The sequence below is a fragment of the Promicromonospora citrea genome (genome assembly GCF_013004695.1).
Classification (GTDB): domain Bacteria; phylum Actinomycetota; class Actinomycetes; order Actinomycetales; family Cellulomonadaceae; genus Promicromonospora; species Promicromonospora citrea.
The window spans coordinates 1-26,118 of sequence record NZ_JABEMG010000031.1 but is presented as its reverse complement, the minus strand read 5'-3'; the positions used below and the strand labels follow the sequence as shown (position 1 = coordinate 26,118).

Annotated in this window: 21 protein-coding genes; 17 read left to right on the top strand and 4 right to left on the bottom strand. The window is 72.7% G+C overall.

The window, feature by feature from the left end; translation table 11 throughout:
- Window positions 1-88: 88 nt before the first annotated feature.
- The 3 genes from HLB15_RS08595 to HLB15_RS08585 are packed head-to-tail and all read left to right on the top strand — an operon-like array spanning window position 89 to window position 3,239.
- Window positions 89-1,615: a GH39 family glycosyl hydrolase gene (locus HLB15_RS08595; protein WP_171104888.1), complete on the top strand. Its 1,527-nt coding sequence runs from the start codon at window positions 89-91 to the stop codon at window positions 1,613-1,615.
- A complete protein-coding gene (locus tag HLB15_RS08590) occupies window positions 1,608-2,288 on the top strand; it encodes a DUF624 domain-containing protein (protein WP_171104887.1) in 681 nt (226 codons plus the stop codon). The genes HLB15_RS08595 and HLB15_RS08590 overlap by 8 nt, the downstream gene beginning before the upstream one ends.
- 48 nt (window positions 2,289-2,336) lie before the next feature.
- The gene (locus HLB15_RS08585) at window positions 2,337-3,239 is read left to right on the top strand and encodes a hypothetical protein (RefSeq protein WP_171104886.1); all 903 of its coding nucleotides are present in this window, start codon (window positions 2,337-2,339) and stop codon (window positions 3,237-3,239) included.
- A gap of 188 nt (window positions 3,240-3,427) precedes the next feature.
- Here HLB15_RS08585 and HLB15_RS08580 read toward each other — a convergent pair whose 3' ends face one another.
- Together HLB15_RS08580 and uxaC are read right to left on the bottom strand one after the other, a co-directional pair.
- Window positions 3,428-5,509: an alpha-glucuronidase gene (locus HLB15_RS08580; protein ID WP_171104885.1), complete on the bottom strand. Its 2,082-nt coding sequence runs from the start codon at window positions 5,507-5,509 to the stop codon at window positions 3,428-3,430.
- Window positions 5,510-5,694: 185 nt separating this feature from the next.
- On the bottom strand, window positions 5,695-7,119 hold the full coding sequence (gene uxaC / locus HLB15_RS08575; RefSeq protein WP_229784887.1) for a glucuronate isomerase: 1,425 nt from the start codon (window positions 7,117-7,119) through the stop codon (window positions 5,695-5,697).
- A gap of 146 nt (window positions 7,120-7,265) precedes the next feature.
- On the opposite strand from uxaC, the gene HLB15_RS08570 reads away from it, so the two are divergent.
- The 12 genes from HLB15_RS08570 (at window position 7,266) to HLB15_RS08515 (ending at window position 21,680) form a co-directional block, all read left to right on the top strand.
- A complete protein-coding gene (locus HLB15_RS08570; protein WP_171104883.1) occupies window positions 7,266-8,273 on the top strand; it encodes a LacI family DNA-binding transcriptional regulator in 1,008 nt (335 codons plus the stop codon).
- Between the two features lie 56 nt (window positions 8,274-8,329).
- The gene (locus tag HLB15_RS08565; protein ID WP_171104882.1) at window positions 8,330-9,559 is read left to right on the top strand and encodes an extracellular solute-binding protein; all 1,230 of its coding nucleotides are present in this window, start codon (window positions 8,330-8,332) and stop codon (window positions 9,557-9,559) included.
- A complete protein-coding gene (locus HLB15_RS08560) occupies window positions 9,556-10,680 on the top strand; it encodes an ABC transporter ATP-binding protein (protein ID WP_171104881.1) in 1,125 nt (374 codons plus the stop codon). The genes HLB15_RS08565 and HLB15_RS08560 overlap by 4 nt, the downstream gene beginning before the upstream one ends.
- Complete coding sequence (locus HLB15_RS08555) at window positions 10,677-11,603, top strand: ABC transporter permease (RefSeq protein WP_171104880.1); 927 nt, start codon at window positions 10,677-10,679, stop codon at window positions 11,601-11,603. Before HLB15_RS08560 ends, HLB15_RS08555 begins: the two co-directional genes overlap by 4 nt.
- On the top strand, window positions 11,603-12,466 hold the full coding sequence (locus tag HLB15_RS08550; RefSeq protein WP_171104879.1) for an ABC transporter permease: 864 nt from the start codon (window positions 11,603-11,605) through the stop codon (window positions 12,464-12,466). The genes HLB15_RS08555 and HLB15_RS08550 overlap by 1 nt, the downstream gene beginning before the upstream one ends.
- Window positions 12,456-13,949, top strand: a complete 1,494-nt coding sequence (locus HLB15_RS08545) for a mannitol dehydrogenase family protein (RefSeq protein WP_171104878.1) — start codon at window positions 12,456-12,458, stop codon at window positions 13,947-13,949. The genes HLB15_RS08550 and HLB15_RS08545 overlap by 11 nt, the downstream gene beginning before the upstream one ends.
- A 105-nt stretch (window positions 13,950-14,054) precedes the next feature.
- A complete protein-coding gene (locus tag HLB15_RS08540; RefSeq protein WP_171104877.1) occupies window positions 14,055-15,155 on the top strand; it encodes a Gfo/Idh/MocA family protein in 1,101 nt (366 codons plus the stop codon).
- 121 nt (window positions 15,156-15,276) lie between these two features.
- Window positions 15,277-16,611 carry an ABC transporter substrate-binding protein gene (locus HLB15_RS08535; RefSeq protein ID WP_171104876.1) on the top strand — a complete coding sequence of 445 codons (1,335 nt, stop codon included), beginning with the start codon at window positions 15,277-15,279 and terminating at the stop codon, window positions 16,609-16,611.
- Entirely contained in the window at window positions 16,608-17,588 is a 981-nt protein-coding gene (locus tag HLB15_RS08530; protein ID WP_171104875.1) for a carbohydrate ABC transporter permease, read from the top strand. Before HLB15_RS08535 ends, HLB15_RS08530 begins: the two co-directional genes overlap by 4 nt.
- Entirely contained in the window at window positions 17,585-18,463 is an 879-nt protein-coding gene (locus HLB15_RS08525; protein WP_171104874.1) for a carbohydrate ABC transporter permease, read from the top strand. The genes HLB15_RS08530 and HLB15_RS08525 overlap by 4 nt, the downstream gene beginning before the upstream one ends.
- Before the next feature lie 5 nt (window positions 18,464-18,468).
- On the top strand, window positions 18,469-19,218 hold the full coding sequence (locus HLB15_RS08520; RefSeq protein WP_212759652.1) for a hypothetical protein: 750 nt from the start codon (window positions 18,469-18,471) through the stop codon (window positions 19,216-19,218).
- A gap of 122 nt (window positions 19,219-19,340) precedes the next feature.
- Window positions 19,341-21,680, top strand: a complete 2,340-nt coding sequence (locus tag HLB15_RS08515) for a rhamnogalacturonan lyase (RefSeq protein ID WP_171104873.1) — start codon at window positions 19,341-19,343, stop codon at window positions 21,678-21,680.
- 103 nt (window positions 21,681-21,783) lie between these two features.
- Here the strand turns inward: HLB15_RS08515 and HLB15_RS08510 are convergent, their stop codons facing one another.
- Window positions 21,784-22,800, bottom strand: coding sequence for a LacI family DNA-binding transcriptional regulator (locus HLB15_RS08510; RefSeq protein ID WP_171104872.1), 1,017 nt, complete (start codon window positions 22,798-22,800; stop codon window positions 21,784-21,786).
- A 69-nt stretch (window positions 22,801-22,869) separates the two neighbouring features.
- On the opposite strand from HLB15_RS08510, the gene HLB15_RS08505 reads away from it, so the two are divergent.
- A complete protein-coding gene (locus HLB15_RS08505) occupies window positions 22,870-23,223 on the top strand; it encodes an L-rhamnose mutarotase (protein ID WP_171104871.1) in 354 nt (117 codons plus the stop codon).
- A 109-nt stretch (window positions 23,224-23,332) separates the two neighbouring features.
- Here the strand turns inward: HLB15_RS08505 and HLB15_RS08500 are convergent, their stop codons facing one another.
- Window positions 23,333-24,772, bottom strand: a complete 1,440-nt coding sequence (locus HLB15_RS08500) for an APC family permease (protein ID WP_171104870.1) — start codon at window positions 24,770-24,772, stop codon at window positions 23,333-23,335.
- A 240-nt stretch (window positions 24,773-25,012) separates the two neighbouring features.
- Here HLB15_RS08500 and HLB15_RS08495 point away from each other — a divergent pair.
- A partial coding sequence (locus HLB15_RS08495) for a sugar ABC transporter ATP-binding protein (protein WP_171104869.1) occupies window positions 25,013-26,118 on the top strand: 1,106 nt, incomplete at its 3' end.

Genomic DNA, 26,118 nt, shown 5'->3' with positions numbered 1-26,118 from the left:
CACCGCTGAGCCAGGTGTGCGACCCTCGACGGGTCGCACACCTGGTGGCGTCCCGGGACATCCACCCCACCGAACACCAAGGAGACACGTGCCCCGCACCATCGTGCCGACCGAGCCCGCCGGAACCCTCAGCGACGCCTGGCGCACCTGCGTCGGGACCGGCCGGTTCAACCTCGCGCTCCGCCGCGACTACCAGGACTCGCTGGCCCTGGCGCAGCGCGACATCGGCTTTCGGTACATCAGGGGGCACGGCATCCTGCACGACGACGTCGCCGTGCACCGCCCGTACGACGCCGCCGGCCACCGGGGCACCGCGTACGTCTTCACCTACGTCGACCAGGTGATCGACGCCTACCTGGAGATCGGCATCAAGCCGTTCCTCGAGCTCGGCTTCATGCCGAGCGCCCTGGCCTCCGGCGACCAGACCGTGTTCTGGTGGCACGGCAACGTCACGCCGCCGCGGGACCACGCCGAGTGGGCCCAGCTCGTGCAGGCGCTGCTGCGCCACCTGATCGACCGGTACGGCCTCGACGAGGTGCGCACCTGGCCGGTCGAGGTGTGGAACGAGCCCAACCTCGACATCTTCTGGAAGGACGCCGACCAGGAGGCGTACTTCCGCCTCTACGAGGCGTCCGTGCTCGCCGTCAAGGAGGTCGACGCCGAGCTCCAGGTCGGCGGCCCGGCGATCTCGCCCGGCGCCGACGACTGGTGGAAGCCCTTCGCGGACTTCGTCACCGCCCGCGACCTGCCCGCCGACTTCCTCTCCGTGCACGCGTACAGCTCGGGCCCCGCCCAGCACGTGCCGTTCGGCGTCTACCAGACCCTGCGGGCGCCGCAGAACCTGCTCGACCAGTTCGCCCGCCCGCGCGAGATCCTCGCCGGCACGGTGCTCGCGGACCGGCCGCTGCACATCACCGAGTTCAACACGAGCTACCGGCCGGACAACCCCGTGCACGACACGGCCTACAACGCGGCCTACCTCGCCCCGGTCCTCGCGAACGGCGGCACGCACGCCGACTCGTTCTCCTACTGGACGTTCTCCGACGTGTTCGAGGAGAACGGCGTCCCGGCGTCGTTCTTCCACGGCGGGTTCGGCATGCTGGCGTACCGCCAGGTGCGCAAGCCGACGTACCACCTGTACGCGTTCATGGCGCGGATGGGCCAGGAGGTGCTGGCGCGCGGCGACGACCACCTGGTCACGCGGCACGCCGGCACGGGACAGGTCACGGTCCTGGCCTGGCAGCCCGTCGGCGGCTCGGAGAGCCCCGAGGAGCCCGACCGGCACGAGGTGCGCCTGAGCATCCCTGCGCCGACCGGCGGCCGGGTGTTCGCCATGCGGCACGACGTCGACGAGACCGCGGGCAACGCCTGGGCCGCCTGGCGCGAGATGGGACGCCCCGCGTCGCCGTCGGCCTGGCAGCTGGACGCGCTGCACGAGGCGAGCGAGCCCGCCCGGCGCGCGTTCTCGCTGCCTGTCGCACCGGGGGCCGACGGCGGGCGGGTGGACCTCGACCTGACGCTCGGCCGGCACGGCGTGACCCTGGTGACCCTCGACCCCGTGCGGGACGAGACGCCGCCGTGGGTCGACGACGCGCGGATCGTGGCGCGTGACTGAGCGCAGGGAGTACGGCGACGGCCCGCTGGGGCGGGGTGCGAGCGCGGTCTACTGGTACCTCGTGGTCGAGCTGCTGCTCGTGCTGACCTCCTTGCCGGGCCTGCTCGCGCTGACGCTGCTCGACCGCTCGGTCACCAACGCGCCGCTCGTCGTGCTCTGCCTCCTCCCGCTGGGTCCCGCCGCGTCGGCGGGGCTCTACGCGCTCCGCGGGCGGGCGAAGGCCGACGCGCTGACGCCCGCCGCGTCGTTCTGGCGCGGGTACCGCCAGAACTGGGCCGACGCCCTGCGGGTCTGGGCTCCCGCGCTCGTGGTGCTCGGCATCGTCGCCGTCTCCCTCGGCGGCCTGCGCGCGGCGGGGGTGCCCGGGTGGTTCGCCCCCGCGCTCGTGGTGATCGGCGTCGGTGTGCTGCTCTGGCTGGTGAACGCGCTGGTCATCGTCTCGTTCTTCGGCTTCCGGACGCGGGACGCGGCGCGGCTGGCCGCCTACTACCTCGCGGCCCGCCCGCTGGTCACGCTGGGGTCGCTCTCCCTCCTCGTGCTCGCGGCGGGCATGGTCGTGCTCGTGACCGAGGTGGTGTTCGGCCTGCTCGCGGTCGTCTGGCTCGCGCTCGTGCTGCGCAACGCCACCGCCGTGCTGACCGACGTCGAGGTGCGGTTCACGGCCTCCGCGTAACCGCATGCAGCGTTGTCCGGAACGTTGCACCTGCGCCACAGTGTGCCCATGGTGATCAAGCAGGGGGACCCGGCACGGCTCACCTACCGCTACCTCCGGGTGGCGATCGTGGCCGTCGTGCTCGTGCTGTTCGTGTCGCTCGCGCTGCAGATCGTGGCCGACCACGGGCGCCTCGCGTCGGGCGAGGAGTGGTGGCACGCGTCGATCAGTGCCTACTTCTACTCGCCGGTCCAGAGCATCTTCGTCAGCTCCCTCGTCGGCATCGGCACCTGCCTCGTGGCCATCAAGGGCCGCCGCGGCGCCGAGGAGGTGCTGCTCAACTTCGCGGGCATGCTCGCGCTCCTCGTCGCGCTCGTCCCGACGCCGCTCGCGGCCGACATGTGCACGGCCGAGCCGTACTGCGTCGACGTGCCGGAGCGGATCGCCAACAACGTCGGCACGCTGCTGATCGTCGGCGGCCTCGTGCTCGCCCTCGCGACCTGGCCCCGGCGGCGCGACCTGCTGACCGCGCACGGCCTCGACCTGTGGCTCACCTGGTTCGCGTGGGCGGCCACCGGCGTGTGGCTGCTGGCGTCGCCCGAGACGTTCCGCTCGGTCGCGCACTACCTCGCCGCCGTCCTGCTCTTCGCATGCCTCGTGGCGGTCGCGTGGATCAACGGCTCGGACCGGGCCGTGACCGTCCAGGCGCTCGAGCGGCTGCGCGGCATGTCCGCCGTGGCCTACCGGGTCTGGTACCGGTGGATCGCCGTCGTCATGGCGACGGTGCTCGTCGTGGGCCTGACCACCATGGTGGTGCTCGACCGGTGGTTCCCCGCGGTGTTCCCGCAGACGCTGTTCGTCGTCGAGACCGTGCTCATGCTGGTCTTCGCGCTGTTCTGGGTGCTGCAGACCATCCAGTTCTGGGACGTGGGGCTGCCGGCGCGGGCGCGAGAGGCGCCCGCTGCGGCGTGACGGCCCTCAGGGCCGCGAGGTGGCAGCGCTGGGCGCCGGGGCGCGCTGAGATCGGTCCCCTGCAGGGCCTGCTCCGACGTGGTCGGTCCTTTGTCGCGAGATCGGCACGTCGGCCTGCCGATCTCGCGACAAAGGACCGATGCCGCGGGCCCGCGCGGCGCAGGGTGCCGAACTCGGCAGCGGCCGTGTCAGTAGATCGTGCGGCCCCGCTCGTCGGGGATGCCGGACTTGCGCAGGAAGTAGGTGTTGACCTGGTCGCGCCACTCGGTCGCGCTGCGGAGCTGCTCGGCGAGCCGCTCGGCCACGCGCTCCGCGAGCCGCTCGTCCACCAGGGGCGACACCGCCGACCATGCCTCGATCATGCGCTCGACCCGCTCGACGCCCTCGAAGTGGGTGTCGTAGACGTGCTGGATCACGGTGCTGCCGCTGTGCAGCACGTGCGTGTAGGGCACGTGGTGGAAGAAGAGCAGCAGCTCGTCGGGGCACGTCTCGACGGACTCGTAGACCTCGCGCCACGGCGAGGGGTACTGGCCCGCGTACCCCGTGCCCGTCCGCGTCGTGCGGTCGACGCCGATGCCGTCGCGGTCCGCGAAGTGATAGGTGCCCCACGGCGTGTACTCGTAGCCGTCGACGTCAGGGCCGTAGTGGTGGCCGGGGCGCACCATGAAGCCGACGCCGAGCGGGGTCGTGTACTGCTCGTACGTCTCCCACGACCGGTCGAGCACGGCGTGCAGGGCCGCGCGGACGGCGTCGGGTGCGCCCGGGAACGTGAGCCCCGCCCACTCGTCGAGCAGGGCCGACGGGTCGAGACCCGGGTCCCAGCACAGCCGCCCGTAGGCGTACAGGTTCGCCTGCGCGAACGGGTGACCGGTCCAGAACTCGTCGTCGCCCGTGTTCGAGACGGCCGCGAAGCCGCCGGCCGGCTTGCGCCACGCGCCGGTGCCCGGGTCCTCCGCGGCCTTGCCACGGCCCGTCGCCAGGTCGGCGACGGTGGGCGAGTCGTCGGCCGCGGCGTCGCCGGGCGCCGCCCAGAACCGGAAGCCGAGGATCTCGCTCCACTGCGGGCCGAGGTAGACGGCGTGCCGCTGCTGACCCGTGTACTCCTGCGTCACCTGGAGCTCGAGCGCGATGCGCGTGCGCGGCATCGCCGCGAGCACGGGCGACACCGGCTCGCGCACCTGGAAGTCCATCGGGCCGTACTTGACCTGCACGACCACGTTGTCGGCGAAGGCGCCGTCGAGCGGGCGGAAGTGGTCGTACGCGGCACGGGCGCGGTCGGTGGACCGGTCGCGCCAGTCCTGCCGGTGGTCGTAGACGAACGCACGCCAGTGGACCAGCCCGTCGTACGGCGCGACGGCGGCGGCGAGCATGTTCGCGCCGTCGGCGTGCGTGCGGCCGTACGCGAACGGGCCGGGCTGCCCCTCGGAGTCGGCCTTGACGACGAACCCGCCGAAGTCGGGGATCGCGGTCCAGACCCGGGCCGCGGCGCGGACCCACCAGTGGGCGACGTCGGCGTCGAGCGGGTCGGACGTGGCCAGGCCGCCGAGCAGGATCGGCGACGCGAACGACACCGCGAGGTGCACCCGGATGCCCCACCGCCGGAACACGGCGGCCACGCGCGCGACCTCGGGGAGGTCGTCGGTGAGCAGCAACGCCTCGCGCGCGTGCACGTTGACGTTGTTGATCGCCACCCGGTTGATGCCGACGGCGGCCAGGAGGCGCGCGTACCGCTCGAGCCGGGAGAGGTCCGCCCGGACGGCGCCGTCGTCGTAGAAGAGCGAGCCACCCGCGTAGCCGCGCTCGACCTGGCCCATCACCGGGTGCACCGCGACGTTGTCCCAGTGGTCGAGCATGCGCAGGCCCGTGGCGGGTGCGTGCGTCTCGTCGGCGTCGGGGCCGTCGAACGCCGCCTCGCCGAGGCGCACCACGTGGAACAGGCCGTGCAGCAGCCCGGCGTCGCACGGCGCCTGCACGACGACGGCGCCCCCCTCGCGCGTGAACCGGAAGCTCTCGTCGACGTCGGCGCCGGGCTCGGTCGGGCCGGGCTCGGTCAGGCCGGGCGGGGTCAGGGTGAGCACGAGCTCGGCGTCGGCCACACCGTCGCCGACCTCGAGGCGGGAGAACGAGCCGCCGAACCGGGCGGTGGCCGCGGCCACCTCCTCGGCGACGGTCCCGGCGAGCGCGCCGTCGCCCGCCACGACGACCCGGCGGCGGCCGATCGCGGTGAACGCGTCGTCAGGCAGCCAGGCCGGGTGGGGCGTTGTGGTCATGGGTCGAGTCCCGTCCGTGGTGCGATGGATGTCCTGGTGTGCGGTGATACCGACGCTGGTTCCGACTCTGCCGCAGCGAGGCCCGGGTGGCCAGGGCCTCGCGGCGCTCGGTGTCGAGCCCGACGTTGCTCGGCTTTCGGGGCCGTCAGAGCCGAACAACGTCGGGTTGAAAGGGGGGATGCGGCTCAGGGCCGCGCGTAGGCCTGCTTCGGCAGGTGGTAGGCCAGGTCGGCGGCGGTGTCGACCGCCTCGTCGAGCTCGAGCCGGTGCTCCGCGACGAGCCGCGCGAGGTAGCCGGCGTCCACGCGGCGGGCCAGGTCGTGACGCGCGGGGATCGAGCAGAACGCACGGGTGTCGTCCACGAACCCGGACATGTTCGAGAACCCGGCGGTCTCGGTCGCGGCCTCGCGGAACCGGCGCATCGCGTCCGGCGCGTCGAGGAACCACCACGGTGCGCCGAGCCGCAGCGCGGGGTACACGCCGGCCAGCGGCGCCAGCTCGCGCGAGTACACGTCCTCGTCGATGGTGAACGCGACGAGTCGGAACGACTCCGCGTGGCCGAACGCCTCGAGCACCGGCCGCAGCCCGCGGGCGAACTCCGCCGCGACGGGGATGTCGTAGCCCTTGTCGGGGCCGAAGGCGGCCGCGACGGCAGGGTCGTGGTCGCGCAGCACGCCCGGGTGGAGCTGCATGACCAGGCCGTCCTGCGCGGACATCGCCGCCATCTGGAACAGCATGTGCGCCGAGAACGCGGCCTCCTCCTCCGTGCTGAGGCCGGCCCCGTCCGCGCCGCGCGCCTTGTCGAACAGCGCCTGCGCGACGTCGTCGGGCAGCGGGGTCGTGTCCGCGGCGAGGTGCCCGTGGTCCGTCGCCAGGCCGCCCGCCGCGACGAAGGCGGCGCGCCGCTCGCGCAGCGCGTCGAGGAACCCCGCGTACGTGTCGGTCGCGATGCCCGACGCCGCCGCGAGCCGGTCCAGGTCGTCCCGCCAGGTCGCGCGGGCCGGGTGCAGGAGGGGGTCGGGCCGGAAGGTGGGCAGCACGCGGCCGGGCAGCTCGGCCGCCAGCTTGGCGTGCTCGTCCAGCGGGCTCCACGCCGGGTCGGTGGTCGCGATGGTCTCGATCCGGAACCGGTCGAGCAGCGCGCGCGGCCGGAACGCCGGGTCGGCGATCGCGGCGGCCACCTGGTCGTACACCTCGTCGGCGGTCTCGGCCGACGGTCGCACGGTGACCCCGAAGATCTCGACGAGCTCGTGCTCGAGCCAGTACCGGGTGGGCGTGCCGCGGAAGTGCTTCCAGCCCGCGCAGAACCGGCGGAAGATCTCGCGCGGGTCCGTCTCCAGGCCCGGCGTGCCTGCCGGGCCGACGCCCAGCTCCGGCAGCCGCGCGCCCTGGGACACGAGCATGCGGGTCAGGTAGTGGTCGGGGACCACGAGGAGCTGGGCGGGGTCGGGGAACGGCTCGTCGTCGGCGAAGGCGGCGACGTCGACGTGGCCGTGCATCGACACGATCGGCAGGTCCCGGACCGCGGCGTAGATCTCGCGGGCGATCGGCCGGGTCGTCGGGTCGGCGGGCAGCGCCCGGTCGGGATGCAGCGTCCAGGTGTCGGTCACGGGTGTCCTCCTGAGGCGTCGTCGCCGGGCGGTAAGCGCTTGCGCGGTCATCGTAGGGCATCGGGCGAGATGGTTGCGAACGTTTGCAACCTTCGGGCACTATGGCGCAAACGTTCGCAGCGACGCACGGGTCACGAGGAGGTGCCATGGTCACGGTGCACGACGTCGCACGCGCCGCCGGGGTCTCGATCTCGACGGTCTCGCGTGCCCTGAGCACGCCGGAGCGCGTGGCCGCCGAGACGCGCGACCGCGTGACCCGTGCCGCCGACGAGCTCGGCTACCGCACCAACCGGGCCGCGAGCGGCCTGCGCAGGGGCCGGATGCACGCCGTCGGGCTCGTGGTGCCCGACCTGGAGAACCCCTACTTCGCGTCCGTGACCAAGGGCGTCCAGGCCAGGGCCCGCGCCGAGGGGTACGACGTGTTCGTGGCCGACTCGGACGAGGACCCGGCCGCGGAGGCCGAGCTCATCCGGGCGCTCGCCGCCCGCACGGACGGCATGGTGGTGGCCTCGCCCCGGTCCGACGACGAGAGCCTGCGCGCCGCGCTGGCCGGCGTCACCGTCGTGCTCGCGAGCCGCGAGCTCTCGCTCGGCGCCGACGGCGCGGACGAGGTGCCGTACATCGCGGTCGACGACGCGGCCGGTGTGGACCAGGTGCTCGGTCACCTGTCCGCGCTCGGGCACCGCTCGGTCGGCATCGCGGCGGGCCCGCCGACGTCGTGGTCCGGGCGGCGACGCGTCGCCGGGCTGCAGGCGGCCGCCGAGCGCTGGGGCGTGACGCTCGTGGAGCTCGGCAGCTTCCAGCCCTACTTCCAGGGCGGCGTCCAGGCCGCCGATCACGCGCTGGCGCGCGGGGTCACGGCCGTGACCGCGTTCAACGACCTCATGGCCATCGGCATCCTGGACCGGCTGCGGGACCGCGGCGTCGACGTGCCCGGCGAGATGTCGGTCGTCGGCTTCGACGACGTCCGTATGGCCGCCATGTTCTCGCCGGCCCTCACCACGGTCCACGCGCCGCTCGCCCGCCTGGGCGGGCGCGCCGTCGACCTCCTGCTCGCCCGGCTGCGCGACAGCGCACCGGCGAGCGCGCAGCTCCCCGTCGAGCTCGTCATCCGCGGGTCCTCCGGGCCCGCTCCGGCCGGCGCGGGCACCTGACGCCCGTCCTGGCACGACCCCCCTGGGCGAAGACGCCCGAGAGAGAGGAAGGCACCATGCGCACCTCGAAGAAGGCCGCCGCGCTCGTCGGCGTCGCGGCGCTCACCCTGCTCACCGCCTGTACCCCGCCCGCGCCCCCCGGCGGCGAGGGCGGCGGCGCAGCCGTCACCGACCCGGCCGCCGTGCCCGAGACCCCCTCGGAGCCCGTCACCCTCAACATCCTCGACGTCGCGGGCAACCAGCGGCTGACCGAGGGCATGGTCGAGGAGTTCGTCGAGAACAACCCCGACGTCATCGAGTCCGTGACCTGGGAGACCGGCGGCGCTCCCGACGTCACGGGCATCGTCAAGCCGCAGGTGGACAGCGGCAACCTGTCCATCGACGTCGTGTTCACCGGCAACGACGGGCTCTCGGCCGGCATCGGCCAGGACCTGTGGCTGCCGGTCGTGGACGACTACGGTGACCGGCTGACCAACCAGGAGAACTACCTGGAGCCCGCCGCGAACATGCAGGAGCTCGCCCAGGGCTACGGCGTCGTGACGACGTACTACCCGTCCGGGCCGCTGCTGCAGTACGACCCCGAGGTCGTCGGCACGCCGCCCGCCACGCCCGACGAGCTGCTGGAGTGGGCCGAGGCCAACCCCGGCAAGTTCGGCTACGCGCGCCCCGCGAACTCCGGCCCGGGCCGGACGTTCCTCATGGGCCTGCCGTACCTCCTGGGCGACGAGGACCCGACCGACCCCGAGAACGGCTGGGACAAGACCTGGGCGTACCTCAAGGAGCTCGGGCAGTACGTCGACACCTACCCGACGGGCACCGGCCAGGTCGTGACCAACATGGCCGACGGCACGTGGGCGATGGTCCCGACGACGACCGGCTGGGAGATCGCCCCGCGTGCCGAGGGCCAGCTCCCGGACACGCTCGAGGCGTCGGCGTTCGACGACTTCACGTGGGTCACCGACGCGCACTACGCCGCCATCCCCCGCGGCCAGAGCGCCGACAAGATCAGCGCGATCCTGCTCCTGCTGCAGGACATGCTCACGCCCGAGCAGAACGCCAAGGCGTACGACTCCGGCTACTTCTACCCGGGTCCCGCGGTCGACGGCGCGACGATCGACCTCGCACCGGAGGAGTCGCAGCAGGTCATCGAGGAGTACGGCCGCCCGCTGTTCGACGAGCTCATCGAGTCGCAGGACGCCGTCGTGCCGCTCGACGCGGACTCCATGGTGCAGGCCTTCGACATCTGGGACCGCGAGATCGGCGGCGGCAAGGTGGAGGAGGGGTGAGCGCGTTCGAGTCCCTCGAGCTGCGGGGCGTCGGCCGGCGCTTCGGCGGCGTGGACGCCCTCGCCGGCCTCGACCTGACCATCCGCGCGGGCGAGTTCGTCGCCCTGCTGGGCCCCTCCGGCTGCGGCAAGTCGACGGCGCTGAACTGCCTCGCCGGCCTGCTGCCGCTCACGCACGGCGAGATCCTGCTCGACGGCCGGCGCATCGACACGCTGCCGCCCGAGCGTCGCGGGTTCGGCATGGTGTTCCAGTCGTACGCGCTGTTCCCGCACCTGTCGGTCGAGAAGAACGTGGCGTTCGGCCTGCAGATGCAGGGCGTGCCGCGCGCCGAGACCGACCGGCGCGTGCGCGCGGCGATCGAGCTGGTCAAGCTCGGTGAGCACGCCAGGAAGCTGCCCGGCCAGCTCTCGGGCGGCCAGCAGCAGCGCGTCGCCATCGCGCGCGCCGTCGTGCTCGAGCCGTCGCTCGTGCTCATGGACGAGCCGCTGTCCAACCTGGACGCCAAGCTGCGCCTCGACATGCGCACCGAGATCCGGCGCCTGCACCAGTCGCTCGGGCTGACCACCATCTACGTGACGCACGACCAGGAGGAGGCGCTGTCCCTGGCCGACCGCCTCGTCGTCATGCGCGAGGGCCGCGTGCAGCAGGTCGGCACGCCCGACGAGCTCTACGAGAGCCCGACGAGCTGGTACGTCGCCGACTTCATGGGCTACCGCAACATCCTGCCCGCGACCGTCGTCTCGGCCTCGGGCGGCGAGGCCGTCGTGGAGCTGCCGGGCACGGGCGGTGCCGACGGCGTCCGGCTCACGGGCCGCGCCGTCGGCGCCCTGCGGGCAGGCGACAGCGTGCGTGTGGCCGTGCGACCGGAGGACTTCGTGGTCGCGGGACCCGGCGCCGCCGCGGACGGCGGGGCCGGCGCGATCGGCGGCGCCGTGGCCGTGGTCGAGTACCACGGGCGCGAGCACGCCGTGAGCGTGCAGGCGGGCGACGTCATGCTCCACGCGCGGTCGGCGACGCCGCCCGTCGTGGGCGGCGCGGTGCGGCTGACGGCGCCGGTCGAGCGCGTGCTCGTGTTCCCCGAGTCGCTCGACGCACCCGTGCCGCAGGAGGTGGCGGCGTGACCAGCCGCACGGGTGGCGCGCAGCGGTCCACCGCGAGCCTGCGGCACCGCCTGGCCGAGCGGGGCATCGACCCGACCCTGCTCCTCCTGGTGCCAGGGCTCGTGGTGGCGGTCGCGCTGTTCGTCTACCCGTTCTCCTACGGCATCGGGCTCACCGTCCAGCCGACGGCGGCGATGCAGGAGCAGTGGGGCGGCGGCGTGTTCGCCAACTACGTGGCGTTCTTCCGCGACCCGTTCGTGTTCGACTCCATCGGGATCACGATGCGGCTCGCGCTGCCTGCCGCGCTGTTCAACGTGCTCGCGTCGATCCCGGTCGCGATGGTGCTGCGGCACCGGTTCCGGGGCAAGCGCCTGCTCACCTCGCTGCTCGTGCTGCCGATCACGCTCGGCACCGTGCTCACCGCCCAGGGCCTGCTGATCTTCGCCGGGCGCCAGGGCTGGCTCAACCGGGCGCTGCTCCAGGCCGGGCTGATCGACGAGCCGCTGCAGCTCGTGAACAACTACCTCGGCGTGATGTTCTCGCTGGTCATCACCGGGTTCCCGTTCGCGTTCCTGCTCATCTCGTCCTACCTGTCGGGCATCGACCCGTCGCTCGAGCAGGCCGCGCGGACGCTCGGCGCCGGCTGGTGGCAGCGGTTCCGGCGGATCGTGCTGCCGCTGCTCGCGCCCGGCCTCGCCACGACGTTCGTGCTCACCTTCGTGCTCGCCTTCTCCGTGTTCCCGTCGGCGCGCCTCGTCGGTGACGCCATGGGCTCCACCCGCGTCATGTCCCTCATGGCGTTCCGGGCGTTCGGCGAGCAGAACGACTACGCGATGGCCTCCACCATCGCGCTCATGATGGGGGCGGTCGAGCTGCTCGTCGTGGTGGCCGTGCTCGGCCTCCGCTCGCTCCTGTACCGCGGGACCACGGGAGGTAAGGGCTGATGGCCGCCACTGTCGCACCGGGCGAGCGGCGTCTCGCCGCCCGCCCCTCCACCTGGCTCGTCTGGGCGGGCATGACCGCGTTCGGAGTGTTCCTGCTCGGCATCCTCGTCGCCGTGGTCGTCGACTCGTTCGGCCGCCAGTGGTTCGCCACCTGGCTGCCCGAGGGGTTCACCACCGACCGCTACGCCGAGGCCTGGGACCGGTTCTCGCTCGGCGAGGTCGTCGGCGTCACGGTCGGGGTGGCACTGCTCGTCGTCGTCATCTCCGTGCTGGTGGGCGTGCCCGCCGCGTACGTGCTGGCGCGGCGGGAGTTCCCCGGCAAGCGCGTCGTCATGCTGCTGTTCCTGCTGCCCGTGCTCATGCCGCCCATCACCTACGGCATCCCGCTCGCGACCGTCATGTACTCGTTCGGGCTCGGGCGCACGCTGACCGCCGTCGTGCTGGTCAACCTCGTGCCGTCGGTGCCGTTCGTCATCCTGACCATGACGCCGTTCATCGAGCAGATCAACCCGGCCATCGAGTCCGCCGCGCGCATGTGCGGCGCCAGGACCCGGCAGGTGTTCACGCGCGTGCTCGCACCGCTCCTCGTGCCGGGCATCCTCGCGGCAGGCATCCTGGTGCTGGTCCGGACCGTCGGGCTCTTCGAGCTGACGTTCCTCGTCTCCGGCCCCGGGTCGGACACGCTCGTCGTGGCGATCTACCGTGGCATGACGGCGGCCGGCGGCGGCGAGGCGAGGCAGCTCATCTCGGCCATGTCGGTGATCTACACCGCGACCATGCTCGCGATGCTCGTGGTGGCGCTGCGGTTCGTGAACCCGACGCAGCTCGTGGCACAGGTGAAGGAGGCACGCGATGACGACTGAGGACCACCCGCAGGACCGCCTGCACAGGGACCGCGTCCCCGAGGGCGTCGACGCGCCCGTCGCTCCGACGGCCGTCGGCATCGTCCACCTCGGCATCGGCGCGTTCCACCGGGCGCACCAGGCCGTCTACACCGAGCGCGCCGCGCTGGCCACGGGCGACACGGCGTGGGGGATCCTCGGCGTGACCCAGCGCTCCGCGACCGTGCGCGACCAGCTCCGGCCCCAGGGCGGCGTCTACACGGTGCTCACCGCGGGGGAGCGGGAGTCGTCGGTCGAGCTGATCGGGTCGGTGGTCGACGTCGCCTACCCGGCGGAGGAGACCGCGCGGGTGCTCGAGACGATCGCCGCGCCGACCACGCACGTCGTGACCCTGACCATCACCGAGAAGGGGTACGCGCGGCGGCCGGACGGGTCGCTCGACACCTCCGTCGTCGGCCCGGACCTCGAGGCGCTCGCGGGGGCCGGCGCGGCACCGGCCGTGTCGGCGATCGGCCTGCTCGTGCGCGGGCTCGCCGCGCGGGCGCCCTCCGGCGCACCTTTGACCGTGCTGACCTGCGACAACATGGTCGACAACGGTCGGGTTCTCGAGGGCCTGGTGCGGTCCGCGGTCGACGCCGCGCTGCCCGGCGCGGAGGGGGACGCCCTGCGGGAGTACCTCGGCGCGCGGGTCACGTTCCCGTGCTCGATGGTCGACCGCATCGTGCCCGCGACGACGCCCGAGCAGCGCGACGCCGTGAGCGCGCTGCTCGGGGTGCGGGACGAGGGGCTGGTGGTCGGTGAGCCGTTCGCGCAGTGGGTGATCGAGGACCGGTTCGCCGGGCCGCGCCCCGCGTGGGAGGCCGCAGGGGCGACGCTGACCAAGGACGTCGCACCCTTCGAGCAGGCCAAGCTGCGGCTGCTCAACGGCACCCACTCGCTGGTCGCCTACTCCGGGTGGATCGCGGGCCACGCCACGATCGCCGAGGCCGTGACCGACCCCGTGATCGCCGAGCGGGCGCGGCAGTACCTGTTCGAGGACGCGCTGCCGACCCTCTCCCCGCCCGACGGCCTGGACCTGCACGCGTACGGCGAGCAGATCCTCGCGCGCTTCGCCAACCCGCACACCGGGCACACGACGACGCAGGTCGCCATGGACGGCACGCAGAAGATCCCGTTCCGCTGGGGCGGCGTGCTCGCCGAGGCCCTGGCCGCCGGGCGCGAGCCGCGCGGCGTCGCCTTCGGGCTCGCGGCCTGGGCCGCCTTCGTCGGACGCCGGGTCCACACGGGCGAGGGCGTCGACGACCCGCGGGCCGATGAGCTCGCCGCGCTGGTCGATGCCGCGGAGGTGCCCGGCGGCGGCGACGGCCTGGGCGACGTCGCGGGGCTCGCCGGCGCGGAGGAGGACCTGCGCTCGCTGCTCACGCTGCCGGGGCTGCTCCCGGAGGGGGCGCCGGACGCGTTCGTCGACCTGGTGGCGGGCGAGCTGGAGTCGGTGCTGGGCTGAGCAGCCGCCGGGCTGGAGCTGTTGACCACTGGCGAGAGGCTCTGGCACGCTCGCCAGCACGTATTGAAACGGTTCATTCCGACTGTCGACGGGGACGGAGCAGCAATGAGAGTCACGATCCTGGGGGCCGGTGCGATCGCCGGGGCCCACGCCGAGGCGGTCGCCGCCCTGCCGGACCACGGGGTCGACGCCACCCTGACCCACGTCGTCGATCTCGATCCCGCGCGCGCCGAGGAGCTCGCCCGGCAGCACGGCGTCGCGGCGCACGGCACCGCGCTCGAGACCGTGCTCGCCGAGACCGACGTGCTGCACGTGTGCACGCCGCCCGGCGCACACGCCGGGGCCGCGATCGCGGCGCTGGAGGCGGGGGTGCACGTCGTCGTCGAGAAGCCCGCGACGCTCTCGCTCGCCGAGCTCGACCGGATCGCGGCGGCCGAGGCGCGGTCGACGGCCTCGTTCACGCAGGTGGTGCAGCACCGGTTCGGGCACGGCATCCGGCAGCTGCGGCGGCTGCTGGACGAGGGGGCGCTGGGGCGCGCGCTCGTCGCGACGTGCGACACGCTGTGGTTCCGGCCGCCGGAGTACTTCGAGGTGCCGTGGCGCGGCCGGTGGGACACCGAGGGTGGCGGGCCCACGATGGGGCACGGCATCCACCAGTTCGACCTGCTGCTCGCGGCTCTCGGCCCGTGGTCGGAGGTGACGGCGATGGCAGGGCGTCTCGCGCGCGCCGTCGACACGGAGGACGTGTCGATGGCCGTGGTGCGCTTCGAGAGCGGCGCGATGGCGACGGTGACCAACTCGCTGCTGTCCCCCCGTCAGACCTCCGACCTGCGGTTCGACACCGAGGCCGCCACCATCGAGCTGTCGCACCTGTACGGGTACACCGACGCCGACTGGACGTTCACGCCGGCGCCGGGCCGGGACGACGTCGCGCACCTGTGGCAGCAGGACCCGGGCGCGCTGCCCTCGGGACACCTGGCCCAGCTCGTGCCCACGTACCGGGCGCTCGCCGCCGGCGAGGCCCCGCCCGTCACGCTCGCCGACGCGCGCGGCACCCTCGAGCTGGTCGCCGCGATCTACCGCTCGGCGTTCACCGGCCGGGTGGTCCGCGCGGGGGAGATCGCCGAGGGGGACCCCTTCCACGCCTCGATGCGCGGGACGGGCCCGGCGTGGCCCGCGGTCAAGGAGGCGGCGCCTGCGCAATGACGGCCGCCGAAATTCGTGGGCAGAAAGCCTGGACAACGCTTCCCGGAGCGGTATTGTATCGATTCAGTCAGCCGCCGACGGAGTAGCCGGCGCGCCCAGCAGCACGAGCAAGGAGGCTCACGTGGTCCGCACACGCACCACTTCCAGGACCAGGACGGCCGCCGTCCAGGTCACGGCCCTCGCGGCGGCATCGGCCCTCGCGCTCTCGGCGTGCGGAGGCGGCAGCACCGCCTCGGCGGAGGCCGCCCCCGTCGCCACCGACCGGGACATCCAGCTGTCCCTCGTCTGGTGGGGCGACGACGACCGCGCGGGCCGGTACGAGGAGGCCGTCGCGCTGTTCGAGGAGAAGTACCCGAACATCGACGTCCAGACCCAGTTCCAGGCCTGGGACGACTACTGGACGGCCCGCAGCACCGAGGCGGCAGGCCAGACCCTGCCCGACGTCTTCCAGATGGACCTCGCCTACATCCATCAGTACGCGTCCAACAACCAGCTCCTCGACCTGTCGAACCAGCTCGGCGTCAACCTCGACGCCGAGGGGTACGACGACGGCCTGCTCGCCTCCGGAGCGGTCAACGACGGCCAGTACGGCATCCCGACCAGCACGAACACGCTCGGCATGATCGTGCACCACGACATCCTCGACGAGCTCGGCGTCGAGGCGCCCGAGGAGGGCCTGACCTGGGACGAGTACGACGCCTGGGTCCGCGAGGTCAGCGAGGCCGGCGCCGACGCCGAGCCGCGCGTCTACGGCGGCACCGACTACACGGGCACGCTGTGGCTGTTCATCCAGTGGCTGCTGCAGCAGGGCAAGACGGCGTTCAACGACGACGGCACGCCCGCCTTCGCCGAGGAGGACCTCGTGGCGTGGGTCGAGCGCACCCAGCCGCTGCGCGACGACGGCGTGTTCTACCCCGTCGAGCGCACCAAGCAGGTCGAGCCGCTCACCGGCCTCCAGGTCAACGAGGCCGCGACCGAGATGACCTGGGACAACATGACCGCCGGCTACTCGGCCAACGCGGGCACCGAGAACGTCGACCTGCTGCCCGTGCCGACCGGTGCCGAGGGTTCGTCGCAGTTCTGGAAGCCGTCGATGCTGCTCTCCGCGTCGTCGACCACCGAGGAGCCGGACGCGGCTGCCGCGCTCATCGACTTCCTCGTCAACGACCCGGAGGTCGGCGAGATCTTCGGCACCTCGAAGGGCGTCCCGGCCGTGGCGGAGCAGCGCGACGCCATGGGGGTCGAGGAGGGCTCGATCGACGACAAGATCGTCGGCTACGAGGACCACGTCGCCGAGCGCGTCACGGCCGAGACCCCGCTGCCCGGTGAGGGCTACGGCGTCGTCGAGGCCGAGTTCAAGCGCCTGGGCGAGGAGCTGGCCTACGGCAACATCACGGCCGAGGAGTTCGCCGACCAGTGGTTCGCGAGCGCCGAGGCGAACCTCGGCGGGGCATGACCGTGTCCGCGGCGACCGCAGAGCGCAGGAGGCCTGCCGACGTGCGGGGGGCGACGGAGACGTCGTCCCCCGCGCGGGGCGGTCGGCCGCGGCGCAACCGGGCCGACACCCAGGCCGGCTACGCGTTCCTCACGCCGTGGCTGCTGGGCTTCGGGCTGCTCACCGCGGGCCCGATGCTCATGTCGCTGTACCTCGCGTTCACCGACTACAACCTGTTCCGGGCGCCGACGTTCGTCGGCCTCGACAACTTCGCCGCCCTCGTCTCCGACCCGCGGTTCCTCAAGTCCGCGCAGGTCACGGCGGTGTACGTCGTCGTAGGCGTGCCGGTGAAGCTCGCGGCGGCGCTCGCCGTCGCCGTCCTGCTCAACGCGCGGCACCGCGGGCAGGGGGCCTACCGGTCCATGTTCTACGCGCCGTCGCTCATCGGGGCCAGCGTGTCCGTCGCCATCGTGTGGCGCGCGATGTTCATCGACGACGGCGTCGCCGACCGGATCCAGCAGCTCCTCGGGTTCCCCGCGGGCGGCTGGGTCGGCGACCCGGGCATGACGATGCCGATGATGATCCTGCTCGCGGTGTGGCAGTTCGGCGCGCCCATGGTCATCTTCCTCGCCGGGCTGAAGCAGATCCCGGCCGAGCTGCACGAGGCGGCCGCCGTCGACGGCGCGGGCCCGGTCCGGCGGTTCGTGTCCGTCACGATCCCGATGCTCTCGCCGGTGCTCTTCTTCAACCTGCTGCTCGAGACCATCGGCGCGTTCCAGGTGTTCAGCTCGGCCTACATCATCTCGGGCGGCACGGGCGGCCCCGCCGACTCGACGCTCTTCTACACCTTCTACCTCTACCTCAAGGGCTTCACGGAGTTCCGGATGGGGTACGCGTCGGCCATGGCCTGGGTGCTGGTGATCGTCGTGGGCGTCATCACGGCCGTCCTGTTCCGCACCTCGCGGGCGTGGGTCCACTACACGGGAGACGTGCGATGACGACAGCGACCGTGACCTCAGCCCCCGTCCGCTCGGCCCGACGCCGGCGCGGCCGGTCGGTCGGCTTCCACGTGCTGGTGATCGCCGTCGCCGTGGTGATCCTGTACCCCGGCGTGTGGATGGTGATGAGCTCGTTCAAGCCGAGCGGCGACATCGTCGGCAACGTGAACCTGTGGCCCGAGACCTGGACCCTGGAGAACTACGTCTCGGCGCTCGGCGGCATCGGCGGCGTCTCGTTCTGGACGTTCGTGCTCAACTCGCTGATCCTCGCGGTGGGCTCGGTGGTCGGCGTCGTGCTGTCCGCGAGCGTCTCGGCCTACGCGTTCGCACGGATCAGCTTCCCGGGCCGCGGGGTGTTCTTCGCGATCATGATCGGCACGATGCTGCTGCCGTTCCACGTGGTGATCATCCCGCAGTACATCCTGTTCAACTCGCTGGGCATGGTGAACACGTTCCTGCCCCTGCTGGCCCCGAAGTTCCTGGCCACCGAGGCGTTCTTCGTGTTCCTCATGGTGCAGTTCCTGCGCGGGCTGCCCCGCGAGCTCGACGAGGCCGCGCGCATCGACGGCTGCGGGCACTGGGGCATCTTCCGCCGCGTGCTGCTGCCCCTCATGCGGCCGGCGGTGATCACGAGCTCGATCTTCGCCTTCATCTGGTCGTGGAACGACTTCCTCGGGCCGCTGCTCTACCTCAAGCGTCCCGACACCTACCCGCTGCCCATCGCCCTGCGGCTCTACGTGGACCAGACGTCGGTGTCCGACTACGGCGCCCAGATGGCCATGGCCGTCCTCGCGCTGGTGCCGGTGCTGCTGTTCTTCGTGGTGTTCCAGCGGTACCTGGTGGACGGCGTCGCGACGCAGGGACTCAAGGGGTGACCGCGGTGGGCGCACAGCGGGGTGCCGCCCGGCAACCGGACGCCGGTCCGGTTGCCGGTGCGAGCGGCGGTGCCGGCGGCCGGCCGGACGAGCGGCCGGACGAGCAGCCCGGCGAGCGGGTGCCCGGCGAGGGCCGGTTCGCACTGCTGGGCGAGACGCTCCTGACCGGCCTGCTCGTGCTCGCCGGGAGCCTGTTCGTGGTGACGCTCCCGGCCGCGCTCGCCGCCGGCGTCGCGCACCTGCGGCGGTACGTCGCGGGGTACGACACGTCGGCGCACTCCTTCGCCCGCGACTGGCGGGCGGCGGTGCGCGAGACCTGGCTCCTCGGCGTGCTGGCGCTCGCGGCCGGTGCGGTCGTGCTGGTCAACACCGGGCTGACGGCGTCGGGCGTGCTGCCCGGCGCGCCGGTGGTGCGCTGGGTGACGTGGGCCGCAGCGGCCTGCGCGGCCGTCGTGCTGGTCCGCGCGGCGGCGGCGTGGTCGGACGGGGAGGGGGCGACCGCCCGCCCCGCCGAGACGGACCGCGGTCCGGTCGGGGGACGGGACGCCCCCCGCAGCGCCCGCGCACTGCTGGCCCGTGGCGCAGCCCGCGCCGGCGACGACCTGGTCGGCTCCGCGCTCCTGCTCGCCGCCCTGGGCCTGTGCGCGGTGCTCGTGTGGATGCTGCTGCCGCTCGTGCTGGTGACGGGCGGCCTCCTCAGCCTGGCGGCGACCGCCGTCGAGACGCGGCGGACCGGGCGCCCCTCGCTGCCCTGACGCGCCGCCGCACCAGCTCGCCCACCCAGCGATCGTGCCCGTCGCAGCACCTGATCGTGGGCACGATGACGGGGTGGGCGCGAGAGGTCCGTGAGATCGAGAATTCAGAGAGGAATTCAGCCATGATCCCGAGATCCACCCGTGTGGGTGCCGCCCTGGCGACGGCGCTCTGCCTCGGGCTGAGCGGGGTGGGCGTCGCGACGTCCGCGCAGTCCGCCGAGCCCGCCCGCGACACGCACACCGCCCGCGACACGCACACCGCGCACGGCCGCGCGCCGTCGGGCAGCCAGGGGACCGAGACGCTCGGCCGGGGCCTGGTGGCCGTGTCGACCAGCGAGGGCGTGTTCCTCAGCTGGCGCCTGCTCGCCCCCGAGGTCACCGGCCACGGCGCCGACGGCCTGAAGGGCCCGGGCTTCGCGGTGTACCGCGACGGGCGGCGCATCGCGACGGTGACCGGTGCGACCAACTTCTCCGACCCGGCGGGCAGCCCCGGCACCCGGTACCGCGTCGTGCCGCTGAGCGGCCCGAACAAGGGCCGGGCGGCGTCGGCCGAGGTGTGGGCCGACGGCCACCTCGACATCCCGCTCAACACACCGGCCGACGGCGTGACGCCCGCGGGCGAGACCTACACCTACCGCGCCAACGACGCCTCCGTGGCCGACCTCGACGGCGACGACGAGTACGAGATCGTCGTGAAGTGGGACCCGTCCAACTCCAAGGACGTCTCCCAGGTGGGCTACACCGGGAACGTCTACCTCGACGCCTACGAGCTCGACGGCACCCAGCTCTGGCGCATCGACCTGGGCGTCAACATCCGTGCCGGCGCGCACTACACGCAGTTCCCCGTCTACGACTACGACGGCGACGGCCGCGCCGAGCTCATGACGAAGACCGCGCCCGGCAGCCGCGTGACCACCTACCGCAACGGGCGGCCCACGACCGAGCGCTACGTGCCGATCGCGAAGGACGACCGGCGGGCGGGCGTGCGCGACACCGACGACTACCGGATGTCCGCGAGCGACTACCACGAGCACCTCGTCGAGGTCTTCCGCGGCTGGTCCGAGCGTCCCGAGGTGGTGTCGGGGGAGTGGCCCGCCACGCTGGAGGAGGCGTGGGGCATCGAGCCGCGCTGGACCTACCCGCTGTCCGACGCCGACGCGAGTGCCGCTGCCGACCACTTCATCGACGTCTACGCGCCGTCCCGTTCCACGCGAAACCAGCTCCGGGCGTTCGAGGGCTTCGTGCTCACCGGGCCGGAGTACCTCACCGTGTTCGACGGGCGCAGCGGCCGCCCGCTGGAGACCGTCGACTACGAGCCGGGGCGCACCGACGACGGGCTGCTCTGGGGCGACTACGCCATGAGCCGCATCGAGCCGGGCAACCGCGTGGACCGCTTCCTGTCGGGCGTGGCGTACCTGTCGAAGGACCGGCCCAGCGCGATCTTCGCGCGCGGCTACTACACCCGCTCGACCGTCGCCGCCTACGACTGGGACGGCCGGCACCTGACCCGGCGCTGGCTCGCCGACTCCGGGTGGACGCCGATGAGCAACCCGTTCGACGACTCCCCGCACGGCGTGCCCGGCACCTCGCCCGAGTGGGGCAGCATGACCACGCAGGGCTTCCACTCGCTGTCGGCCGCCGACGTCGACGGCGACGGCCGCCAGGAGATCGTCTACGGCTCCGCGACCCTGGACGACGACGGCTCGCTGCTCTACTCGTCGTTCGACACGCTGCCCGAGGGGTCCGCCGACCCGGGGGCGCTCGCGGGCCTCGGCCACGGCGACGCCATGCACGTGACGGACATCGACCCGGCACGCCCGGGCCTGGAGATCTGGACCGCCCACGAGGGCGCGACCTGGGCGCCGTACGGGTCGGCGATGCGCTCGGCCGAGGACGGCGCCGTGCTGTTCGGCCAGTACTCCGGCCGGGATACGGGCCGGTCGATGATCGGCGACGTGCTGCCCGGCGTCCCCGGCATCGAGGTGTGGGCGTCCATGCCCGACGGCACCCTGGGCTCCGGGACGCTGAGCGCCACCGGCGAGCAGGTGTCGACGACGACCATGGGCACCAACCAGTCGGTGCGCTGGGCCGGTGACGGCACCACGCAGATCGTCGACGGCGCGGAGCCCGACACCCCGGTGATCCGGGACTGGTCGCGCGGTGTGGTGCAGACCCTCGACGGCACGCTGACCAACAACGGCACCAAGGGCAACCCGTCGCTCGTGGCCGACGTGCTCGGCGACTGGCGCGAGGAGGTGCTGGTGCGCACCGCCGACTCCAGCGCGCTGCGGCTCTACACCACGACCGAGCCGAGCGACGTCGCGCTCTACACGCTCATGCAGGACCGGCAGTACCGCGTCGAGGTGGCCCGGCAGCAGACCACGTACAACCAGCCCTCCTACCCGAGCTTCTACCTGGCCTCGGACACCGACTGGTCGACGGTCCCGGTCCCGCGCCGCTGACCCCCGAGGGGTCCGCTTCGAGAACGACCTCAGGGACCGGATCCGGCCCGGATCTGTCCCCGAGGTCGTTCTCGAAGCGGACCGGCGGGGCAGGGCCCGCGGGTCAGGGGCGGGCGCTCGACGTGCGGACCACCAGGGTGGGCTGGAACATCACGTGCTCGGCCGTGTCCGGGGCCGTGAGGAGCAGGTCGGCCGCGCGCAGGCCCAGCTCGTGCGTCGGCTGGCGCACCGACGTCAGCGGGGTGGACAGCTCCGCGGCGAACGCGACGTCGTCGTACCCGACCACCGCCATGTCGGCGGGGACCGCGATGTTCTCCGTGCGGAGCGTGCGCAGCACGCCCAGCGCGACGAGGTCGTTGACGCAGAAGACGGCGGTGGGCTGGTCGCCCGACTCCAGCAGGCCGCGGATCGCCGCCTCGCCGCCCTCGGCGTTGAGGCTGGTCACCGTGATCTCGGTGAGGGCTGCCTCGGGGTCGAGGCCCGCGGCGGCCAGCGCCTTGACCACGCCCTCGTGGCGGTCGGCGCACTGGCGGATCGTGTGCGGTCCGTTGAGGAACGCGATGCGGGTGTGCCCCTGTTCCAGCAGGTGCTGGGCGGCGAGCTCGCCGCCGCGCACGTCGTCGACGGCGACGGACGAGATGCCCGGGTCGGGAGACGGGCGGTCCAGCAGGACGACGCCGGTGCCGCGCCGACGGATCGCCTGGAGGTGCTCGATGTCGTCGGTGGCGGGCACGACGATGACGCCCTGCACCCCGTGCTCCTCGAACAGCCGCAGGTAGCGCTGCTCGCGCCCGGGGTCGTCGTCGGACGAGGCGACCATGAGCGTGTAGTCGTCCCGGTCGAGGCGCTCCTCGATGCCGCGCGCGACGTCCGTGAAGAACGGGTTCGCGATGTCCAGGACGACGGCCCCGATGGTCGTGATGGTGCCGGCCCGCAGCTGGCGGGCGGAGCCGTTGCGCACGAAGCTGAGCTCCGCGATGGCGGCCTCGACCCGCTCGCGGGTGCCGGGCAGCACCCGGTCGGGCCGGTTGAGGACGTTCGACACCGTGCCGACGGAGACCCCGGCTGCTCGGGCGACGTCGGCGATGGATGCTCGGCGATGAGCAGCCGGTCGGGACATGGAGCACCTCCTTGCTTCGGGCTACATTATGAACCGTTTCACGGTGGGCTGGGTCGAGGAGGACCGAACATGTCGACGTCGTCGGGCGCACGCGTCTGCTTCACGTCCCGGGTGCGAGCCGACCGGCTCGACGAGTACCGCGCGGCGCACGCCGCCGTCTGGCCGGAGATGCTCCGGGCCCTGCGGGACACGGGCTGGCGCGACTACCACCTCTACCTGCGCGACGACGGCCTGCTCGTCGGCATCCTCGTGACCGACGACTACGCGGCCGCGCAGCGGCGCATGGCCGCGACCGAGGTCAACGCCCGCTGGCAGGAGGCGATGTCGGGGTTCTTCGTCGACGAGGGCAACCCGGACGAGGGCTTCGTGGTGCTGGACGAGGTGTTCCACCTGGAGACCCAGCTCGCGGCGCTGGGGGAGTGACGCCCCGCCCGCGGTGAGCGCGTGCGCCCGCCCACCCCGTCATCGTGCCCAGGACCGGGGTCGGTCCTGGGCACGATGACGGGGTCGGCGGAACGCGGCGCGTACCGCGCTAGTTCGTGCCGCCCTCGCGCTCGCTGAGGGCCTCGATGTCCGTGATCTCGGTCGGGTCGGGGCGGTTGAACGCCCAGGTCACGAACCACAGCAGGACACCGATGAGCAGCAGCCAGCCCGCGATCTGGTACTGCAGCGGGTCGCGCCCGGTCCACGGCCCGACGAAGAAGGCGCAGAGCAGCGCGCCGAGGATCGGCAGGATGGTCGGTGCCACGAAGTGCCTGCGGTCGACGATGTCGCTGCGCAGCTTGAGCACCGCGACGTTGACGATGGTGAACACCGCGAGCAGCAGCAGCGACGTGGTGCCGCCGAGCGCCGCGATGACACCGTTCTCCTCCTGCAGCGTGACGAGCACGATGAGGCCGAGCGCGATGACGGTGGTGAACAGGATCGCCGAGGTGGGCGTCTGCCGGCGCGGCGAGACGCGTCCGAGGAAGCGCGGCAGCACCCGCTGCTTGGCCATGCCGTAGAGCAGGCGGGACGCCATGAGCATGTTGATGAGCGCCGAGTTCGCGACGGCGAAGATGGTGATGAAGGGGAAGATCGCCCCGATGGGGAACCCGGGCAGCGCCCGCTCGACCACCAGGGTGAGCGGGGTGTCGCTCTCGCCCAGCTCCCCGACGGGCACGATCGCCACGGTGAAGATGGCGACCAGCACGTAGATGACGCCGGTGATGCTGATGCCCGCGATCATCATGCGCGGGAAGTTCTTCACCGGGTCGTGCGTCTCCTCCGCCATGTTCACGGCGTCCTCGAAGCCGACCATCGCGAAGAACGCCAGCGCGGTCGCCGCGGTCACGGCGAGGAACGCGCTCTTGTCGCCCGGGCTCTCGAAGACCGTGACGCGGCTGAAGTCCGCCTGGCCGCCGAACGCCGCGAAGATGCCGGCCAGGATGATGAAGAGCAGACCGGAGAGCTCGACGAGCGTCAGCACGATGTTGGCCTTGACCGACTCGCCCACGCCGCGCAGGTTCACCAGGGCGACCAGCGCCATGAACACGAGGGCGACGGTGACGACGGTCCACGTGCCGGCGTCCTCGACCCCGATGCCGACGAGCAGGTTGGACCCGACGGCCCGGGCGGCGGTGGAGGCGGAGGTGATGCCGGAGCACATCACGGTGAAGCACACGATGAACGTGAGGAAGTGGATGCCGAACGCCTTGTGCGTGTACAGCGCGGCGCCGGCGGCCCGCGGGTACTTGGTGACGAGCTCCAGGTAGGAGAACGCGGTGATCAGCGCGATGACGAAGGCGACGATGAAGGGTGCCCACGCCGCGCCGCCGACCTCCGCGGCCACCTGCCCGGTGAGGGCGTACACACCGGTGCCGAGGATGTCGCCGACGATGAAGAGCAGGAGGAGCTTGGGTCCCATGACCCGCTTGAGCTCGGTGGGTTCCTCACCGAGGGCCGTGTTCCCTCCGGCCGTGGGCTGGCTCATGTCCGGTCGCCTCCGTTCCGCGGTGGCGCGTCCTCGAGCCACCTGTGAGCTACGGGTGGTCTTCACCCCTGATGGGCCAAGCGTTCCGTAACTGATACGGCACGGCAACGGACTCGCCGTCACTTCTTGACGCGCTGACCAGGCGGGTCTATCTTCCCCACTAGCGTTTGAACGATTCAACACCGTTCGTGACACCGCCCAGCGGTCACCGCCGACCGCCCGCACGCTCGACGGGGAGACATGCCGAACGTCGCACCGATGCTGCGCCTCCAGGGCGTCGCCAAGTCCTTCGGGCCGGTCACCGCCCTGCGTTCCGGGACCCTGGTGGTGGAGCGCGGCAGCATCCACGCGCTGGTCGGCGAGAACGGCGCGGGCAAGTCGACGCTCGTCAAGGTCGTGGGCGGCGTGCACCGGCGCGACGCCGGCGTCGTCGAGCTCGACGGCGAGCCCGTCGACTTCGCCGGGCCCGCCGAGGCCAAGGCGGCGGGCGTCGCCGTCATCCATCAGGAGCCCGCGAGCTTTCCCGACCTCACCGTCGCCGAGAACATCTTCCTCGGCCGGGAGCCGCTGGGGCGCTTGCGCCGCATCGACCGGCGCGCGATGCGCGAGGACGCTCGCGACCTCTTCCGCCGCCTCGGCGTCGAGCTCGACCCGGACCGCCCCGCCGAGGGCCTGTCCATCGCCGACCAGCAGATCGTCGAGATCGCGAAGGCGATCTCCCTCGACGCCCGCGTGCTGGTGATGGACGAGCCCACGGCGGCGCTCAGCGCGGTCGAGGTGCGTCGCCTGTTCACCGTGGCCCGCGGCCTGCGCGACGCGGGGTGCGCCGTCGTCTTCATCTCGCACCGCCTCGACGAGGTGGCCGACCTCTGCGACACCGTGACCGTCATGCGCGACGGCGAGCACGTCTCGACCGACGCCGTCGCCGAGGTCACGGCCGACGAACTCGTGCGGCGCATGGTCGGCCGGGAGGTCGCCGAGCTGTACCCCAAGGTGCCGAGCATGCCTGGCGACGTCGCGCTGCGGGTCGAGGGCCTCGAGTCCGCCGGCACGTTCCACGACGTCACCTTCGAGGTCCGCGCGGGCGAGATCGTCGGGCTCGCGGGCCTCGTCGGAGCCGGGCGCAGCGAGATCGCGCGCGCCGTCTTCGGCGTCGACCGGTACGACGCCGGGCGCGTCCTCGTCGACGGCAGGGTGCTGCGCCCGGGCGACCCGGCCGCGGCGATCGCGGCGGGGCTCGCGCTCGTCCCGGAGGACCGGCGGCTGCAGGGCCTGGTCGTCCGGTCGTCGGTCGCGCGCAACGTGTCGTCGGTCGCGCTGCGCCCCGGCGGCAGGCGCACGGCCGG

What these genes read in the sequence shown, in the direction of transcription:
- HLB15_RS08505 (WP_171104871.1), top strand. Translation starts at nt 22,870, where the DNA reads ATGTCGACGTCGTCGGGCGCACGCGTCTGCTTCACGTCCCGGGTGCGA.
- HLB15_RS08515 (WP_171104873.1), top strand. Translation starts at nt 19,341, where the DNA reads ATGATCCCGAGATCCACCCGTGTGGGTGCCGCCCTGGCGACGGCGCTC.
- HLB15_RS08585 (WP_171104886.1), top strand. Translation starts at nt 2,337, where the DNA reads ATGGTGATCAAGCAGGGGGACCCGGCACGGCTCACCTACCGCTACCTC.
- HLB15_RS08540 (WP_171104877.1), top strand. Translation starts at nt 14,055, where the DNA reads ATGAGAGTCACGATCCTGGGGGCCGGTGCGATCGCCGGGGCCCACGCC.
- HLB15_RS08570 (WP_171104883.1), top strand. Translation starts at nt 7,266, where the DNA reads ATGGTCACGGTGCACGACGTCGCACGCGCCGCCGGGGTCTCGATCTCG.
- HLB15_RS08510 (WP_171104872.1), bottom strand. Translation starts at nt 22,800, where the DNA reads ATGTCCCGACCGGCTGCTCATCGCCGAGCATCCATCGCCGACGTCGCC.
- HLB15_RS08525 (WP_171104874.1), top strand. Translation starts at nt 17,585, where the DNA reads ATGACGACAGCGACCGTGACCTCAGCCCCCGTCCGCTCGGCCCGACGC.
- HLB15_RS08565 (WP_171104882.1), top strand. Translation starts at nt 8,330, where the DNA reads ATGCGCACCTCGAAGAAGGCCGCCGCGCTCGTCGGCGTCGCGGCGCTC.
- HLB15_RS08545 (WP_171104878.1), top strand. Translation starts at nt 12,456, where the DNA reads ATGACGACTGAGGACCACCCGCAGGACCGCCTGCACAGGGACCGCGTC.
- HLB15_RS08580 (WP_171104885.1), bottom strand. Translation starts at nt 5,509, where the DNA reads ATGACCACAACGCCCCACCCGGCCTGGCTGCCTGACGACGCGTTCACC.
- HLB15_RS08550 (WP_171104879.1), top strand. Translation starts at nt 11,603, where the DNA reads ATGGCCGCCACTGTCGCACCGGGCGAGCGGCGTCTCGCCGCCCGCCCC.
- HLB15_RS08530 (WP_171104875.1), top strand. Translation starts at nt 16,608, where the DNA reads ATGACCGTGTCCGCGGCGACCGCAGAGCGCAGGAGGCCTGCCGACGTG.
- HLB15_RS08500 (WP_171104870.1), bottom strand. Translation starts at nt 24,772, where the DNA reads ATGAGCCAGCCCACGGCCGGAGGGAACACGGCCCTCGGTGAGGAACCC.